Genomic DNA, 17,083 nt, shown 5'->3' with positions numbered 1-17,083 from the left:
ATCCGTTATTTATACAGTTCAGCGGTCATGTAGACGCCGTTGTCTGCACGGGCGCTGGTAATTTTATAAGAATCAGCGCCTGAGGCTTTAGCCTGTGCAGCGATATGGGCTTCTGCGCTATCCAGCGTTGAGCCGTGTGCAGAGATATTCTGGGCAGCAAAGCTACCGAAAGAAACCAGTGACAGGGCGGCGATGGCGGCAACGGACAGAGTTTTGATAGTTTTCATGGTTAAATTCCTTCTTTATGTTTTGCAGGTGAAGGCTGTGTGCCTTCGATGGGTGTTATAATAACCATGGAAACTATTAGCTGATTAACAATAAGTGCGATCTTAATCACACTTTTTTAATGGGCGATAGCCGCTAAGCAAGGCACCGCGCAATGAAATCGGCGGCGGAACGTGCGCCCTGCGCCGAAATAGTATGGCCGACTGACGGATCGAGCTGCGTGCTGACGGTGACGCCTGCCTCACGCAGTAGGCTGGCCGCCGTTTCCGTTTCCGCGCAGGGGATAACGCTGTCCGCCATGCCGTGGATCATCAGCACCGGCGTGTCAGCGGCGACCTGATAAGGCGTGGGTGAGGCAAGGCGACCAGAGAACGATACCAGCCCGGCAACCGGCCAGCGACCGGAAACGACCGCGTCCAGTCCCATGATCGAACCCTGAGAAAAACCAACCAGCACCACTTTATTCAGCTGCTCCTGCATCTGATGCTGGGCGAGGATAGCCGTAAGCTGCCGATCGAAAGCCTCCCGCGCCGCCTCTACCCGCTGAGGGCGGTTTGCGGGGGTAATACCAGTGAGGCTGAACCACTGATAGCCCGGTCCATGCTCAAAGCGGTACGGGGCATTGGGGCTGGAAAAGACCACGTCCGGCAGATCGCCAGACCAGTGTGCGCCAAGGCCCGCTAAATCTTCTCCGTTGCTGCCCACACCGTGCAGTAAAATCACCAGTCCTTTTGTCATCTTCGCCTCGCTGTCAGGATTATATTCAGGGGTGTTATTGTCATGACCGCAAGGCTACACGCAATTCCTGCGGATTATTATCCGGGAAAAATCGTAAAAATTTTCCGCCGGAAAAAGCTACAGCCGTTGGCCGCTTTCGGCATCAAACAGGTGTATTTTTTCACGGTTAATCGCCAGCCCAAGGCTTTGCTCCGGCTGGGCATCGGTCCGGCCGCTTAACTGGACGTGCAGAGGAAAGCCCTGCCAGTCAACGTGCAGCAGGCTTGACTCGCCGGTAATCTCCACCAGCCTGACGGTGGCCGTGGGCTGCTCTGGCGAGGAGGTCAGCAGGAAGTCCTGAGCGCGCACCCCAACCAGCAGCTTTTTATCCCGCTGGCGGGAAGCGGCTTCATTCCAGCGGGCGGGCAGCGCGAACCATAAGCTGTTACAGCGGACGCCAGACACGCCGTCGCGGGTTTCCGGCAGCCCTTCCAGCAGATTCATCGGCGGCGAGCCGATAAAGCGAGCGACAAAGGTATCCGCCGGATGGTCGTAGATCTCCAGCGGACTACCCTGCTGGACGATGGCGCCCTCGCGCATCACCACAATTTGGTCCGCCAGCGTCATCGCTTCAACCTGATCGTGGGTGACATACACCATGGTGGTTTTAAATCGCTGATGCAGCGCCTTAATTTCCGCCCGCAGCTCCATACGCAGCTGCGCATCGAGGTTTGAAAGCGGCTCGTCAAACAGGAAAACCTGCGGGTTACGCACCATGGCGCGGCCCATTGCCACGCGCTGGCGCTGGCCGCCGGACAGAGCGCGGGGAAAGCGATTCAGCAGTTTGCTAATGCCGAGGATCTCCGCCACGCGGGCAATTTTGCTCTCCTGCTCTTCGCGTTTTACCCGCCTGACCTTCATATGGAAGCCGAGGTTTTCGGCGACCGTCAGATGCGGATAAAGCGCATAGCTCTGAAACACCATGGCGATATCGCGATCCGCCGGGTCCAGATCGTTAATCTGTTTATTATCCAGCAGGATCGATCCTGCCGAGAGCGAGTCCAGCCCGGCCAGCAGCCGCAGCAGCGTGGATTTTCCGCAGCCGGAGGGACCGACCAGCACGGTGAAACTGCCGTCAGGAATGGTCAGATCCAGCGGACGGAGTACCGCTTGCTTACCGTAATTTTTGGCAATTTTGACCAGTTCAACACGAGCCATAATTCAGTGATTCCCTCAAAAGTGGTACGGCCTCTAGCCTTTACTGCCGCCGCTGGTCAGCCCGCTCACCAGGCTTTTTTGCAGCCAGATGGCGATAAACAGCGGCGGGATCGAAGCCAGGATGCCTACGGCGGCAATCAGCCCGTCATCGGTCGCGCGACCTGCGGTAAAGCCGGCAATGGTTACCGGCAGCGTCTGGGCGCTGATATTGCTGGTGAACAGCAGCGCGTAAAAGAATTCGTCCCAGGCCAGCAGCCAGCCGAACAGCGCTGAGGCACCCAGCACCGGTTTCGCCAGCGGCAGCGTGATCCGCAGCAGTACCTGCCAGAAGCGCAGCCCATCCAGCCGCGCGGCCTGTTCGATATCCTGCGGCAGCGCATCAAACTGGTTTTTCAGCATCCAGGTGAGAAATGGCAGGATCAGCGAGCAGTAGACCAGCACCAGCCCTGTATGCGTATTGAGCAGGCTAATCTGTTGCAATATAAAGTAGAGCGGCAGGACAAAGGCGACCGGCGGCACCATATAAATCGCCAGGCTGCCAAACAGCCAGCCTTCGCGGCCCGGATAGCGGGAAAAGCTGAAGGCGGCGGGAATGGCCAGCAGCAGGGAGATAGCCGTAGCGCCACAGGCCACCAGCACGCTGTTTCCCAGAGCATGAAGGAACAGCACGCCAGGCTGGCCGGGCTGGAGCGAAACCAGTGCCGCATAGCGGCTGAAGTCCCACCTGCGCGGTATCCACTCAAGCGGAATGCGCGCCAGGTCGCTGTTGTCGCTGACGCTCATCAAAAACAGCCACAGCATCGGGGCGAGGATGCTCACCGCCACCAGCAGCGCCGCCAGATAGCGGAAGAAGGTGCGCACTTTACGCTTCATTGATCAGGCTCCTGCGGCGCTGGCGATAGAGCATCGCCAGATAGAGGGCAATCAGTACGCCGCACATCAGGGTCATCAGGATCGCATAGGCGGCGCCGCTCCCGGCGCGAAGGTAGCTGAACGACTCCTGATAAACGTAAAAACTGAGGGTTTTGGTGCTGTCTACCGGGCCGCCCCGCGTCATCACGTAGATGATGTCGAAGATTTTAAAAGCGTCGATGGTGCGTAAAACCAGCGCCACGCTGAGCGGTCCGACGATGGCCGGAAAGGTAATCGCGCGGAATCGCCTGAAAGCTGACGCGCCGTCAAGCCGCGCCGCTTCGAACAGATCTTCCGGGATCGACTGCATCGCCGCCAGGCTAAGCAGCGTCACCAGCGGATAATTCTTCCAGACGTCGGCCAGCATCACCGCGTTCAGCGCCGAATCCGGCGATCCCAGCCAGCTGCGGTAGCCATCAATGATCCCCAACTGCGTCAGCAGAGCATTAATGCTGCCGTAGTCCGGGTTGAAATTCAGCCGCCACATCATAGCGTTAACGATGGTGGGCAGCGCCCACGGCAGGATTACCAGTACGCGCAGCACGCTGCGGCCGTAGAATTTCTGATTGAGCAGCAGCGCGACCAGCACGCCAATAATGCCTTCCAGCGCGACCGAGACCACGGTGAAATAGAGCGTGCGCAAAATGGAAGAGAGGAAGTCGGGATCGGTCAGGGCATAGAGATAGTTTTCCAGGCCGACATAATTCACCTCGTTGCCGTTTCCAATCAGAGCGGCATCGGTAAAGCTGAGCCAGATAGTGCGAAGCAGGGGCCAGGCGGTTAGCATCCCCATCACGATCAGCATGGGTGCCAGAAGCACCCATGCCTGACGTTGCTCACGTTGCGACAAACTGAGCATCGTGGTTCCTTAATGCAGACGCTGTGCGCTTTTGGTGACGGCCTGCATACCGGCTTCCGGCGTTACCTGTCCCTGCAATACCTGCTGAAGCTGCTGCTGTAGCGTATTGGAAAGGCGGGAGTAGTCGGTGGTGATTGGGCGCATCAGCATGACGTCCAGCGCCGGTTTGGCGGCGGCAATCAGCGGTTCCTGGCCCTTCTGCACGGCCGGATCGTCATAGGAAGACTTCCAGATCGGCAGACTCAGACGGGCATATTTGTTCTGCACCGGCTGTGAGGTCAGGTAGCTGATATAGTCCCAGGACTGATCGGGATGGCTGCTGTTCTGAGTCACGCCCAGCCCCATTGAACCGTTCATCGCCGCCACGGCGCCTGGCTTCTCTGACGGTGCCGGTACGATACCCACCTCGCCCGCCACTTTGCTCTGCTTCGGATCGTTGGCCATGTTGTACATATAGGTCCAGTTAAGGGCAAACGCCGCATCGCCGTTCGAGAATACCTTACGGACGTCTTCCTCGAGGTACTCGCGGGAATTCGGGTTGGTTACGCCTTTATCCAGCGAGGCTTTCATGTAGCTGACCGCTTTTACCGATCCGGCATCGCTAAAGTTCATTTTGCCATTCTGGTAGAACTGCCCGCCAAAAGCAGAGACGAGGGTGGTGTAATCACAGACCAGCGCTTCGGCCTGGGACCAGCTCCACACCAGCGGATATTTCACGATGCCTTTCTCTTTGAGGATCTGTGACTGATCCATCACCTGCTGCCAGGTTTTCGGCGGTTCGGTAATGCCGGCTTTAGCCAGCATCGCTTTGTTGTAATACAGGTATTTGGTGTCGAGGATCCACGGCAATCCCCACTGTTTGTTATTCCAGGTGACGGTACTCCATGCGCCGTCAAAGACTTTAGCCTTGTCGTCCGGGCTGATTTTGCTGGTAATATCCTTCAGCATATTGAATTTACTGAATTCTGCTGGCCACATATCGTCAAACAGCACCACATCGTAACCGTTGCTGCTGGCGCCGCGAGCCGCGACGATTTTATCGTGAAGGGCTTCGTAGGGAACAAACTCAAGATTAACGCTAACGTCGGGATGCGCTTTTTCAAAATCGCTGGTCATGGCGCGCACGTCGCTCTCGCTGTAGGCTGCCTGGGACATAAATAAAGCGTTGATTTGGGTTTTCGCAGACACCATCCCGGAGGCACCAAGCGCCAGCAGGGAGAGTAAATAACCGGAAACGCGGGGGATAGATCGACTCGTCATACAAACTCTCCAATTCAGTAAAATGAAAAGCGAATGGTCAATATATTTCACGAAAGGTAAAACGCCTGGCTCCCCTGTAAAGTAAAGGGGCCAGGCATTAATTACGAGCACTTTCTTTTTTATTTCTTACAGTTGGCGGGTTCCCCTGGATGTTGGCTGACTCGCCGTTCTTGACGCACCCGCCGGGCGTCGAGAGATGAAGAAGTCACAAAACTTATGACTGATGAAGACGGGTTTCCCTGAGCGTGGGCAGTATTGCCGCTCCTGACGCGCCCGCCGCGTCGCCAAGAGAAGATTGAATAATATGATGATTAACAGCGTACCCGTCTGCGCGGGTCAGCGCTGCGTCCAGACCTGACTGATAAAGAGGAAGCAGGGCGGCAGCGCTGCCGCTTAACAGGGTGATATCCGGGCCGTAAAGCGCCAGCAGGGTATTCAACCCGCGTCCCACCGTATAACCGTATTGATAGAGGATGTCCGCCACTTTTGGGCTGGCCGCCTTTATCTCGCTTAAAACCGCTAACGTGCTGTCATCCCAGGCCAGATTAGGGATCTCTTTCTCCAGCGCCTGCTGCAACCCGCTGCGTGAAGCCAGCGTTTCCCAGCATCCCTGCAAGCCGCAGTAGCAGGTCACCGGATCGGAAGAGATCGGAATATGGCCTGCTTCCGGATGCTTGCCGTCGAAGCTGCGCAGCGGCTCGCCGCGATCTAACAGCGCCACGCCAATCCCGGTGCCCAACGTTACCATCATCATCCGCTGGCTACCGCGCCCAGCGCCTAAATGGTATTCCCCCAGTGCGGCGACAACGGCATCATTATCAATGGCTACCGGCACGGCCAGCATTTCACGCAGTTGCGCAACCAGTGGATAGCCGGAAAAGCAGGCCAGCGTATCGTTATTCTCAATAATTTCGGTCTGATTATTCACCGGGCCGCTGGCACCGATGCCCAGACTCGCCAGCGAATAGCCTGGCGGCAGCATGTGGCAAATCTTATCTACCAGCGCCTTCGCCCGCAGCGCCTGAGGAAGCGTGGCAAACCAGGCTGAAGGAACCGTTTCTGACGCCACTTCCCGCTCACCGTTCAGCAACATAATGCGCGTGCCGGTGCCACCCATATCAATACCTGCGCGGAGGGGAAATGTCTGCGTTGTCATATTTTTACCGTTATCTTTTTGCCGTAGAGGAATTCACCGGGCACCACGCCATTACTCTGGGCAAGGGTAACGGTCAGATGCTGAACCCAAAGCATAGCGCAGAGTAAACGGGTCAGGGGGGTGCTGCCGGTCGTCTCCCAGCGCTGGCTGCCAGCGTAAGCCTCTGGCCCCACGCTGACCACCTCCGTACCGTTGCTCAACAGATCGGTTGCCAGCGTTTGCAGCGTGACATCGAAGCCATCGCCAAACAGCAGGGCCAGCATACCAGCGCCGGATGTTTCCATCGGGCCGTGGCGGAACTCGCCGCCAATAAAGCCCTCCGCACTCACTTTCGACGCCTCTTTGGTAATCAACGCGCCGGTCAGCGCCGTGGCGGCATCGGCTCCCATGCCTACCAGCGCAACGCGCGGTCTGTCGTGGCTGAATAAGCGATCGGTTAGCTGCTGCACCGGAGCGCGCCGTTTGATTATCTCTGCCATCTTCGGCAGGGCTGCCCTGACGTCTTCCAGCAATGGTTTTTCATCTACGCCGGTCAGGGCGTACAGCGTACGGTAACTGGCGACTAAGGTGTTCAGGTAGCTTTTGGCGCTGACGGTGGCTTCTTCGCCGCTCTTCAACTCAACAACGATATCCGCCTGTTTCGCCAGCAGGCTGCTGGTATCGTTAGTGACGCCAATCAGCGTTTTTGGCCTGGACACCGACTTCAACACCGCCACCACTTCGCCACTCATGCCTGACTGTGACGTTATCCATAATAAGGTCCCTGGTGTGACCATTTTTCGCATATCAAGTAAGCGGCCCGCATCAATTCTCCAGACCGGTAAGCCTTTGTCGATCAGCTCTCGTTCGATCGGGATCAGCGCATAATCCGACGATCCCATCCCGGCCAGTACAATGCGATCGTACTGGCGCAGATCCAGGGATTTCAGCGTGCCCGGCAGGGCATAGTTGAGCTGGTCAGTGAGCGCGCTGACCTGCTGCTCTAACTCTTTTTCATAGTCGCTGGAGCGTAATGCCGTCATGGAGCTTTTTCTCTTAAAGATGAATATTCCTGATGGGTTTAACCATATATGCACGAATTCGTGCAGTCAAGATGCCTTTATGTGCAATCTGATTATTTTTAGCGCGAAAAAAGCGCAGCAAGGATGACAAAGTACACGCCTTACGTCAGTATATGCATGAAAACGTGCAATTACAGACCAGTGGAGTAACGGATGACGGCGGCTAAACGCAGAGCGCTAATTGTAGAAATGATTGCCGCACGGGGCTATCTGAATGCCGCAGAGCTGTCAGAGATCTTTGGCGTGGACAGTTCAACGATCCGCCGCGACCTCTCATTACTGCAAAAAAACGGTAAGGTTATGCGCACTCACGGCGGCCTGCTGCCGGTGGTGGAGGCGGAAAGCGATATGGACACGCCGTTCAACGAGCGGCTGCATATGAACGCCCCGGCGAAAACGGCCATTGCCCGCTATGCCGCAGGGCTGGTGAAGGACGGGCAATCGCTGATTCTGGATAACGGTTCTACGGTTTATGCGCTGGCTTTGGCCCTGAAGGATAAGAAGAACCTGACGGTGGTGACCAACGATATTTACACCGCGATGGCGCTGGGCACGCATCCCGGCATTACCGTACACGTTGCGGGCGGCCTGATGCTGAACAATGTCTATACGCTGGTAGGACAGGAAACCGTCGACAAGATCGACAGCATCCACGTTGACTGGGCTTTTCTTGGCTCCGAAGGCGTGCATTTCGACAGCGGGATCACCAACATCAACACGGTGGAAATTCCAGTGAAGCGGGCGATGATCAGGGCGGCAGACCAAACCGTGGTGCTGGCCGACAGCTCCAAAATTGGCTATCGCGCGCTGGCTCACGTCTGCCCGCTCAATGCTATCAGCCAGATTGTGACCGAGAATGCGCCAGCGCTGAAACAGCGGGCAAAATACGGTTCAAGGCTGGTGGTGGTGGAGTCTGACGCGGAGGAATAGTTTTGCCCCGATCTAACCGGAGAGGCAGAAAATCGCATTAACTGGCGCAGTTACCGGGAAAAATGCACTAAAATGCCTTCTTTTAGCTGGTAAAGTGAGCCTTCAATGCTGTATCGCCGCTTTGAGAAACTGATCGACATTTTCCAGGACGCGCCGGGCGACACCCCGCCCAACAGCGTCTGGGCCTTCTACATTTACTATCTTCGCCAGGTCTGGCAGAGCTTTGCCATGCTGCTGGTGGTGGGGCTGATCGGCTCGCTGATTGAGGTGGCGCTGTTCCGCTATCTCAGCACTATTATCGATATGGTCAACAGCACCCCAGCCGCTACGTTCTTCAGCGATCACGCCTCTGAGCTGATCTGGATGGTGGTGGTGGCGCTGGTGCTGAGGCCCATTTTCATTGGGCTGCACGATCTGCTGGTACACCAGACCATTAACCCCGGTATGACCAGTATGATCCGCTGGCAGAACCATAACTATGTGCTGCGTCAGAGCCTCAATTTTTTCCAGAACGATTTCGCCGGGCGGATTGCCCAGCGCATCATGCAGACGGGAAACGCGCTGCGTGATTCGGCGGTACAGGCCGTTGATGCGCTGTGGCATGTGCTGATCTACGCCATCACCGCGCTGGTCCTGTTTGCTGAAGCCGACTGGCGGCTGATGCTGCCGCTGCTAATCTGGATTTTTGGCTACGTTGTCAGCCTGAGATATTTTGTGCCGCGGGTGAAGTCCCGTTCGGTGGCCTCCTCTGACGCCCGTTCAAAATTGATGGGAACCATCGTCGATGGTTACACCAATATCACTACCCTGAAGCTGTTCGCCCATAGCGATCTGGAGCGGGAATATGCCCGTGAAGCGATTGGCGATCAGACGGAGAAAACCCGGCTACAGGGACGAATGGTGACCAATATGGACGTAGCGGTCACCACGCTGAACGGCCTGCTGATTGTCGGCACTACCGGGCTGGCGCTGTGGCTGTGGACGCAGTCGCTGATCAGCGTGGGGGCCATTGCTCTGGCTACCGGGCTGGTGATCCGTATTGTTAACATGTCCGGCTGGATCATGTGGGTGGTAAACGGCATCTTCGAAAATATCGGTATGGTGCAGGATGGCTTACAGACTATTGCTCAGCCGGTCAGCGTCATGGATCGCCCAAAGGCGCCCACGCTCAAGGTGCACAGCGGCGAAATTCGCTATGACGGGGTCAATTTTAACTACGGCAAAGAGCGCCGGGTGATCGACGATCTGCAACTGACCATTCGTCCGGGGGAAAAAATCGGACTGATTGGGCCGTCGGGCGCGGGGAAATCCACGCTGGTTAACCTGCTGCTGCGCCTTTACGATTTGGACGGCGGCCGGATTACCATTGATGGCCAGGATATCGCTCAGGTCAGTCAGGAGAGCCTTCGCGCGCAGATTGGCATGATCACTCAGGATACCTCGCTGCTGCATCGTTCGATCCGCGATAATCTGCTGTACGGCCGCCCCAATGCGACCGAGGCGGAGCTACAGCAGGCCATCCAGCGCGCTAAGGCCGACGAGTTTATCCCCATGTTGTCCGATTCACAGGGCCGTCTGGGGCTGGACGCCCATGTGGGCGAGCGCGGCGTTAAGCTTTCCGGCGGCCAGCGGCAGCGTATCGCCATTGCCAGGGTGCTGCTGAAGGACGCGCCGATTCTGATTATGGATGAGGCGACGTCCGCGCTGGACTCCGAAGTGGAGGCCGCCATTCAGGAAAGCCTTGAAACGCTGATGGGCGGCAAGACGGTGATCGCCATTGCTCACCGCCTGTCGACAATTGCCAAAATGGATCGCCTGGTGGTGCTGGAGAAAGGCCGCATTGCCGAGATGGGCAGCCATCAGCAATTGCTGGCGCAGGGCGGGCTGTATGCGCGGCTGTGGGCGCATCAGACCGGCGGCTTTGTCGGCGAGAGCTAATCGCTCTACGGCCCTGTTTTCCCCGAGGGCCGTACCCTTCTGAAGCGTAATTTATCCTTCCTCTCCCTGGCGACGGTAGGGCAGCGCCTCTCTGGCCTCTTCTGCCCAGGCCATTACCCCGGCGCGTTCCTGCTGGAGGAAGTCGGCCACCGCTTCATGCAGTCCCTGGTGGCGCAGATAATGCCAGGATTCGGTAATTACTGGCTCAAAACCGCGGATCAGCTTGTGCTCCCCCTGGGCGCCAGCGTCAAACCGCTGAAGCCCGTGGGCAATCGCATAATCCATTCCCTGATAGAAACAGGTCTCAAAGTGCAGGCGGTTAAACTCTTCCAGGCAGCCCCAGTAGCGGCCATACAGCGTCGTGCCGTCAATCAGGCTAAAGGCCATCGCCGCCGCGAGCCCGTTCTGCGTGGCTATCACCACCCGAATAGCCTGCGGCATTTTCTCCGCCAGCAGGCTAAAAAAGGATCTGGTGAGGTACGGGCGCTGACCGCGCACGGCGTAGGTATTGGCATAGCAGGCGTAGACAAAGTCCCAGTGGGATTCGCTAAGCTGGTCGCCGTTCAGCCACTCAAATTCAAAGCCCTGGCTGGCAACCAATTGCCGCTCCTTGCGGATCTGCTTACGCTTGCGCGACATCAGCGTATCGAGAAAATCCTGAAAATCCCGGTAGCCCGGATTATGCCAGTGATACTGGCAGCCCAGGCGCGGCAGCCAGTCTGGCTGCTCCGCCAGCAGGGTCCGGGCGTGGGCGTTGCCAAAGTTGATATGGGCGCTGTGCAGCTGGCGCTGCTCCAGGAAGTCCGGTATCTGCTGGAGCAGTTTTCTCCCCGCCTCAGCCTCGCCCAGCAGGCGTGCGCCGCTGACCGGGCTGAAGGGAACGGCGGCCAGCCATTTTGGATAGTAGGGCAGCCCGGCCCGTTGGCAGGCGTCGGCCCAGGCATGATCAAATACGTATTCTCCCCTGGAGTGGGATTTACGGTAGCCAGGCAGCGCCGCGCGCACCTCATCCTGTTCAATCCACAGTAGATGCTCAGGCTGCCAGCCGCTGCCTTTTCCCAGGCAGCCGCTCTCTTCCAGCGTGCTGAGAAAGGCGTGGCTGATAAAAGGCTGATCGTCCGGGGTCAGGGCATCCCACTGACTGGCGGGGAGATCGGCCAACTGCGTCAGAAGGGTAAGCGACATAGCTGCACTCCGTCATTACGGCGAGTACGGGAACCCGTACCCGATAGAAAGCGAAGAGTTAAGGTGAAGGTTTTTGCGGAGAAGATCAATGACTGATAGCGCCACCGCACGGGCCGCTAAAGCTGGCGCGGTGTCGCCGATAATCGCCCAGATTTCCGCCCTGGCCTCGTTCCTGCCACTGAACGTCGCGAGGGAGTAAAAACTTTGCTGGAATGTGCTCTGGGCCGAAGATTCTGTCGGCAGACTTCACTCTGTAATCTGTGGTTTTCCCTCAGGGGTCCATCATGGCGGGGCTGGCATCCTTGAGGAAGTTGTAAAACCAGGTTTTCGCTGAGATATCGCCGATCTCGGTATGGGCATAGATAAACACTTCCTGATCGGGGACCTGGAAAGGGAGCTCAAACAGGCGGCCATTACGTCGGCTCAGATAGATTTTCGCCGCGGCGGAGGGCAGCGTGACCAGCAGTTCGCTGGAGGCAATCAGCTCGCCAAGCGCGGCAAAATGCGGCACTTCCAGCGCGATATCCCGCTCCAGCCCGAACTCCTTCAGCCGGTCTTCAACAATATGATGTCCGCTGGTTGCCGCCACAACGACATGTTTTTCCTGCATATACTCCTCCAGCGATAGCCTGTTGCTGATGCGGGGATGGCGATCGTTCAGCAGGCAAACGTAGCGTTCGTAGAGGATCAGCTCACGCTGCGCGGAAGACACCGAGGCGTTGCGATTGCAAATGGCCGCATCTATCTTGCCGGTGAGCAGCCATTCATTCAGCCTGATAGCGTCGATAGCTACCACCTCAAGCTGAATACCGGGCGCAACATCCCGCAGCCCGGCGACGAGTCGCGGCAGCAGCAGCAGCTCACCCAAATCCGAGAGCGCCAGGCGGAATTTGTGTCGCGAGGTCGCGGGGGTAAAGGTCCGGGTATTCGCCACCGCTTTTTCAATGCCGGTCAGGGACTTTTTAAACACCTTATAGAGCTGGACCGCCGTTGGCGTCGGCTCCATGCCGGCCCGGCTGCGCTTGAAAAGCGCATCGTTAGTTTCTTGTCGCAGGCGGGCTAGCGCATAGCTGGCCGAAGGTTGAGTAATGAACAGCCGCGCCGCCGCGCCGCTGACGCTGCGCGTTTCGTAAATGGCGGTGAACACGCGGACAAGATTGAGATCCATCATGGAAGTTGCCTTATAGAGAATGTCTATAAATGAAGATTTAAAATATCTATTTGAACTATTTTATACTTCTTTATAACATTCACCCCGTCAATATTTGATATGTTGCATTATTTTTTCCATATCGCCTTTATCTCCCATAAAATCATAAACTTATTATAATTTCATCGCGCAGAAAGCACCGGTGTCGTCTGGCCCGTGCAGATCAGGAGAAAGCAAGTGAAAGGCGAAATTGTAGACGTCATCATCGACTGGATTGAAGAACATCTGGACGACGGCATAAATATTGAAGCGGTAGCTGCCCGCTCTGGCTATTCAAAATGGCACCTGCAACGGGCATTCAAAGAGAAGAAAGGCATGACGTTGGGGACGTTTATTCGCTGCCGTCGCCTGGATCAGGCTGCGAAAAGCCTGGTCAGCTCGCACAAAACCATCATGACCATTTCAATGGATTTGGGCTTCTCTTCCCAGCAGTGTTTTCAGCGAGTGTTTAAAAAACATTTTAACGTCACGCCCAGAGACTATCGCAATCAGCATCGTGAATTCTGCTGAGTCAGCGTAGCCGGACAGCCTTTTTACCCCTAAATTCCGCGACAGGCCATCATGAAAAAATATACGCTGTTGCTCATCACCCTGGTGATGAGCGGCCCCGCTTTTGCCGCAACGCTGGGTCAGCACGCGCCCATTGGCGTGGTTACCCTTCAGTGCGATCCCGGCAGCTGCGCCAGCGAGGCGCGGTCCGGCCACTGGCTTAGCCAGGTTCCGTACGGCTATGAGCGCCAGGTACAGCGCGTGATGAGGCAGGCTGACGAGGTGGGATCGCTGGGTGGCGGGGGCTTCTCCAGCCGGATAAGGTAAATTGGCCGCGACACTGCGTAAAATCCGTTAAATTCCGCCCCACAGCGCGCTCAGGCTGCAAAATTTAACATTTCCTGGGCTATAATGGCGCCCGTGTTTATTTGCTTACGGGATGCTATGGAACGTTTCGCTGAAAATCTTATTTATGCTTCGCGCTGGCTGTTGGCGCCGATCTATATCGGGCTTTCACTGGGCTTGCTGGCGCTGGCGATCAAGTTTTTCCAGGAGGTTTTTCACCTGTTGCCAGACGTGCTGGCAATCGCTGAGAACGATCTGGTGCTGGTGCTGCTGTCAATGATTGACCTGACGCTGGTGGGCGGCCTGCTGGTGATGGTGATGCTTTCCGGCTACGAAAACTTTGTCTCTAAGCTGGATATTGCGGACCACAAAGAAAAACTCAGCTGGCTGGGAAAAATGGATTCCGGCTCACTGAAAAATAAAGTGGCCGCCTCGATTGTCGCAATTTCTTCAATTCACCTGCTGCGGGTGTTTATGGATGCTAAAAACATTCCTGATAATAAACTCCAGTGGTACGTCATTATTCACCTGACTTTTGTTCTCTCGGCTTTCGTGATGGGCTACCTGGACAGCATGTCGCGCAAAGAGAAAGCCAGCAGCCACTGATCCCCTCTCTGCCCGGGTTTCCGGGCAGATCCCGCTCTTTTTTCACGCTGATGACGATTTCGCTTGCATCAACCGGGGCAGATCGCATAAAAAGCGGTGAAGAGCGCTTGCCTCATGCCGATAAAAATAATTATGACCGGCGATATTCCCTGAAATCCCGATGAACTGCGGTTATTCCGCGAATAACTTCTGGCATCTTCATTGCATGATTTTAAGGGCGTGCTGCAAGGGCAGCACCAGGCGACTCCCCGTAATAACTGAGGATAGAAATGCCAGATGATTAGTCGTCGTCGGTTTATTTTAGGAACCGGCGCTACTTTACTTGCGATGACCACCGGGAAGCTATTTGCCAGAGAAGATATTATTCCGCTCTGGCAGGACGATCCGCCGGGCGGCGGCGGCCCAAGCGGGAACCTTCACGTTTCTGCCAACGGCTCGTGGTCCAATATTGTCAGCCCGGCGATCCAGCGCTTTCAACCGGAAAACCCGAACGGATCGGCGGTGCTGATTGCCGCAGGCGGCGGCTATCGCTGGATTGGCATGGGCGGGGAAGCCTGGCCCGTTGCGCACTGGCTGAATGCCCAGGGCTATACGGCCTATGTACTGAGCTACCGTTTACCTCGTGAAAAGTGGCAGGCTGGCAGCCTTGCGCCGTTGCAGGATGCCCAGCGGGCGATCCGCCTGGTGCGTTCGATGGAAAGAAAGGTGCATCTGCTCGGCTTCTCGGCCGGCGGGCATCTGTTTGGCATGGCTGCCGCACGCCCTGACTTTCAAACCTACCAACCGCAGGACGCGCTCGATAACGTGGTGCCAGTGGTCGACAGCGTCGGGCTAATTTATCCGGTTATCACCCTGGAACCGCCTTATACCCACACCACTACGCATCTGCAACTGGTAGGAAAAAACGCCTCGCGAAATGAAGAGGCTAACTGGTCGGTAGAAAACTACGTCACCCGCAAGTTTCCACCGACGTTTCTGGCGCAGGCAGAGGATGACCTGGTCTCCAACCCGCATAATACGGTGATCATGCACGATACCTGCCGCCGAATGGGCGTGCCGGTTGAGCAGATCAATATCATCCGTGGCGGCCACGGCTTTGGCCTCGGGAAGGCCGGGTCGCCAGCCGCTATCTGGGATAAAGCCTACGCTGTCTGGCTGGATGCCCGCCGCTAAGCCCACGTCTCCGGCACTTCGGTGCCGGAGAGCCCTTTCTCCGGCCACACCCTTACTCCTGACGATAGTAAACCGCTATACGCTGATTGTTGACCTGCTCAATACTCACTTCGGTGTCAAAAATGTCGCCAATTACCTCAGCGGTCATGATCTCTTCAGGCACCCCGCGATAGCAGATTTTGCCTGCTTTCATCGCGATAATATGGTCGGACCAGGCGGAGGCGAAGTTAATGTCGTGGATCACCAGCACGATGGTTTTTTTCAGCTCATCGGCCGCCCGCCGTAGCTGCTTCATCATCGCTACGCTGTGTTTGATATCGAGGTTGTTTAACGGCTCATCAAGCAGCACATATTTCGTGTCCTGGCAGAGCACCATCGCTACATAGGCCCGCTGGCGCTGGCCGCCGGACAGCTCGTCAAGGTAGCGATCTTTCAACGGCACGAGTTCGAGAAAGGTCAGCGCCCGCTCAATATGCTGGCGATCGTCTTCCGTCAGGCGACCCTGTGACCACGGATAGCGTCCAAAGCCTACCAGATCGTAAACCGTCAGGCGGCTGGTGAGGTGATTCTCCTGGCGGAGAATGGAAAGCTCCGTAGCCAGACGTTTACCCGGCGTGTTCGCCACGTCCAGCCCGTTAATGGAGACGCTGCCCGCATCGGGCGTCAGCAGGCGGCTTATCACCGAAAGTAGCGTTGATTTCCCTGCGCCGTTGGCGCCAATAATCGAGGTCAGACCGCCCTCAGGAAGCGTCTCGCATATGCGATCCAGCACGGTGGTTTGCTGGTATTTTTTTACAACGCCGTTTATTTCAATCATAACGCCGCCTTTTTGATCAACAGGTAAAGAAACAGTGCCCCACCGGCGAATTCAATCACTACCGACAGCGTTCCCGCCATATTCAGCATCCGCTCCAGCACCAGCTGTCCGCCTACCAGCGCAATGGTCCCGGTGAGGAACACGCCGGGAAGGAGATACTGATGGCGGTGCGAGCCAATAATCTGATAGGTGAGGTTGGCGATCAGCAGCCCGAGAAAGGTCAGTGGCCCGACAAGCGCGGTGGAGATCGCTACCAGCAGCGAGACCAGCAGTAGCAGGGTGAGGGTCTTTTGCTGATAAGGCACGCCGAGGTTAAGCGCCGCGCTACGGCCAAGGGCCAGCACATCCAGCTCGTAGCGCAGCCGCCAGACGGCGAGGGCGATCGGCAGAACAATGACTGACGCCAGGGCAATGATCTCCGGTGGCGCGCGAGTGAAGGTAGCAAAAACCCGGCCCTGCAGAACGGCGAACTCTCCGGGCGCAAGCAGGCGTTGCAGCAGGCCAGACAGGCTGCGGAACAGTGTGCCAAAGACCAGCCCAATCAGCAGGACTTTATGCAGATCCAGACCCAGACCGGTCAGCAGCCAGCGGTACAGAGCGAGCGAAAAAATCAGCAGCAGCAGCGATTCACCCAGAAATTTGCCGATGACGCCCAGCGAACGGAAACCCTCCGCATCAATGAAAAAGATCGTTGCGGTCTGGATCAGGATAAACAGCGCTTCCAGCCCCATGATCGATGGCGTCAGGATACGGTTATTGGTTACCGTCTGAAACAGCAGCGTGGCGACGCCAGAGGCGAAGGCCACCAGCAGCATGGTGGCGAGGATCAGCCCACGGTGAACAAGAATATAGCGCAGGTTGCCGCTCAGATTGATCGTCATAAACAGCACAATTGCGGCCAGCGCCAGCGCGGCCAGCAGCCACAGGCGGCGAACTGGCGTGGAGTCGCGGCGACGCATGCCTGCCGACAGTGCTTCGCTTG

General features: G+C 56.8%; 18 protein-coding genes. 6 read left to right on the top strand and 12 right to left on the bottom strand.

Annotated features, from left to right (window positions below):
• Positions 1 to 5 precede the first annotated feature (5 nt).
• The 8 genes from NG99_RS05130 to NG99_RS05095 form a co-directional block, all read right to left on the bottom strand.
• On the bottom strand, positions 6 to 227 hold the full coding sequence (locus NG99_RS05130) for a YdgH/BhsA/McbA-like domain containing protein (RefSeq protein ID WP_034889072.1): 222 nt from the start codon (positions 225 to 227) through the stop codon (positions 6 to 8).
• 133 nt (positions 228 to 360) lie between these two features.
• Positions 361 to 963 carry an alpha/beta hydrolase gene (locus tag NG99_RS05125; RefSeq protein ID WP_034889070.1) on the bottom strand — a complete coding sequence of 201 codons (603 nt, stop codon included), beginning with the start codon at positions 961 to 963 and terminating at the stop codon, positions 361 to 363.
• 117 nt (positions 964 to 1,080) lie between these two features.
• Positions 1,081 to 2,160 (bottom strand): ABC transporter ATP-binding protein, encoded by a 1,080-nt coding sequence (locus NG99_RS05120; protein ID WP_034889068.1) that lies wholly within the window; start codon positions 2,158 to 2,160, stop codon positions 1,081 to 1,083.
• Positions 2,161 to 2,193: 33 nt separating this feature from the next.
• Entirely contained in the window at positions 2,194 to 3,033 is an 840-nt protein-coding gene (locus NG99_RS05115; RefSeq protein ID WP_034889067.1) for a carbohydrate ABC transporter permease, read from the bottom strand.
• Positions 3,023 to 3,931 (bottom strand): carbohydrate ABC transporter permease, encoded by a 909-nt coding sequence (locus NG99_RS05110; protein WP_034889065.1) that lies wholly within the window; start codon positions 3,929 to 3,931, stop codon positions 3,023 to 3,025. Before NG99_RS05110 ends, NG99_RS05115 begins: the two co-directional genes overlap by 11 nt.
• Positions 3,932 to 3,940: 9 nt before the next feature.
• Positions 3,941 to 5,191, bottom strand: a complete 1,251-nt coding sequence (locus tag NG99_RS05105) for an extracellular solute-binding protein (protein ID WP_034889063.1) — start codon at positions 5,189 to 5,191, stop codon at positions 3,941 to 3,943.
• A gap of 214 nt (positions 5,192 to 5,405) precedes the next feature.
• A complete protein-coding gene (locus tag NG99_RS05100) occupies positions 5,406 to 6,347 on the bottom strand; it encodes an ROK family protein (protein WP_034889062.1) in 942 nt (313 codons plus the stop codon).
• Complete coding sequence (locus NG99_RS05095) at positions 6,344 to 7,369, bottom strand: SIS domain-containing protein (RefSeq protein WP_034889060.1); 1,026 nt, start codon at positions 7,367 to 7,369, stop codon at positions 6,344 to 6,346. Before NG99_RS05095 ends, NG99_RS05100 begins: the two co-directional genes overlap by 4 nt.
• A 192-nt stretch (positions 7,370 to 7,561) precedes the next feature.
• On the opposite strand from NG99_RS05095, the gene NG99_RS05090 reads away from it, so the two are divergent.
• Positions 7,562 to 8,338 (top strand): DeoR/GlpR family DNA-binding transcription regulator, encoded by a 777-nt coding sequence (locus NG99_RS05090; RefSeq protein WP_034889058.1) that lies wholly within the window; start codon positions 7,562 to 7,564, stop codon positions 8,336 to 8,338.
• A 105-nt stretch (positions 8,339 to 8,443) separates the two neighbouring features.
• Positions 8,444 to 10,276, top strand: coding sequence for an ABC transporter ATP-binding protein (locus tag NG99_RS05085; RefSeq protein WP_034889056.1), 1,833 nt, complete (start codon positions 8,444 to 8,446; stop codon positions 10,274 to 10,276).
• 51 nt (positions 10,277 to 10,327) lie between these two features.
• Here the strand turns inward: NG99_RS05085 and NG99_RS05080 are convergent, their stop codons facing one another.
• Positions 10,328 to 11,461: a GNAT family N-acetyltransferase gene (locus NG99_RS05080; protein ID WP_034889054.1), complete on the bottom strand. Its 1,134-nt coding sequence runs from the start codon at positions 11,459 to 11,461 to the stop codon at positions 10,328 to 10,330.
• A gap of 271 nt (positions 11,462 to 11,732) precedes the next feature.
• Positions 11,733 to 12,632 (bottom strand): LysR family transcriptional regulator, encoded by a 900-nt coding sequence (locus NG99_RS05075; RefSeq protein ID WP_072017541.1) that lies wholly within the window; start codon positions 12,630 to 12,632, stop codon positions 11,733 to 11,735.
• 216 nt (positions 12,633 to 12,848) lie between these two features.
• On the opposite strand from NG99_RS05075, the gene NG99_RS05070 reads away from it, so the two are divergent.
• The 4 genes from NG99_RS05070 (at position 12,849) to NG99_RS05055 (ending at position 15,284) form a co-directional block, all read left to right on the top strand.
• A complete protein-coding gene (locus NG99_RS05070) occupies positions 12,849 to 13,181 on the top strand; it encodes a helix-turn-helix domain-containing protein (protein WP_034889052.1) in 333 nt (110 codons plus the stop codon).
• A gap of 51 nt (positions 13,182 to 13,232) precedes the next feature.
• Entirely contained in the window at positions 13,233 to 13,487 is a 255-nt protein-coding gene (locus NG99_RS05065; RefSeq protein WP_034889050.1) for a hypothetical protein, read from the top strand.
• Between the two features lie 117 nt (positions 13,488 to 13,604).
• Complete coding sequence (locus NG99_RS05060) at positions 13,605 to 14,111, top strand: TIGR00645 family protein (protein ID WP_034889048.1); 507 nt, start codon at positions 13,605 to 13,607, stop codon at positions 14,109 to 14,111.
• Between the two features lie 276 nt (positions 14,112 to 14,387).
• Positions 14,388 to 15,284 (top strand): alpha/beta hydrolase, encoded by an 897-nt coding sequence (locus tag NG99_RS05055; RefSeq protein ID WP_034889047.1) that lies wholly within the window; start codon positions 14,388 to 14,390, stop codon positions 15,282 to 15,284.
• 52 nt (positions 15,285 to 15,336) lie between these two features.
• Here NG99_RS05055 and NG99_RS05050 read toward each other — a convergent pair whose 3' ends face one another.
• Both NG99_RS05050 and NG99_RS05045 read right to left on the bottom strand, forming a co-directional pair.
• Positions 15,337 to 16,101, bottom strand: a complete 765-nt coding sequence (locus tag NG99_RS05050) for an iron ABC transporter ATP-binding protein (protein ID WP_034889045.1) — start codon at positions 16,099 to 16,101, stop codon at positions 15,337 to 15,339.
• A complete protein-coding gene (locus tag NG99_RS05045) occupies positions 16,098 to 17,060 on the bottom strand; it encodes an iron chelate uptake ABC transporter family permease subunit (protein ID WP_232298190.1) in 963 nt (320 codons plus the stop codon). Before NG99_RS05045 ends, NG99_RS05050 begins: the two co-directional genes overlap by 4 nt.
• Positions 17,061 to 17,083 lie beyond the last annotated feature (23 nt).

Origin of the sequence: Erwinia typographi, assembly GCF_000773975.1 — a bacterium.
GTDB lineage: Bacteria > Pseudomonadota > Gammaproteobacteria > Enterobacterales > Enterobacteriaceae > Erwinia > Erwinia typographi.
This window is presented reverse-complemented; position numbering and strand designations above follow the sequence as displayed.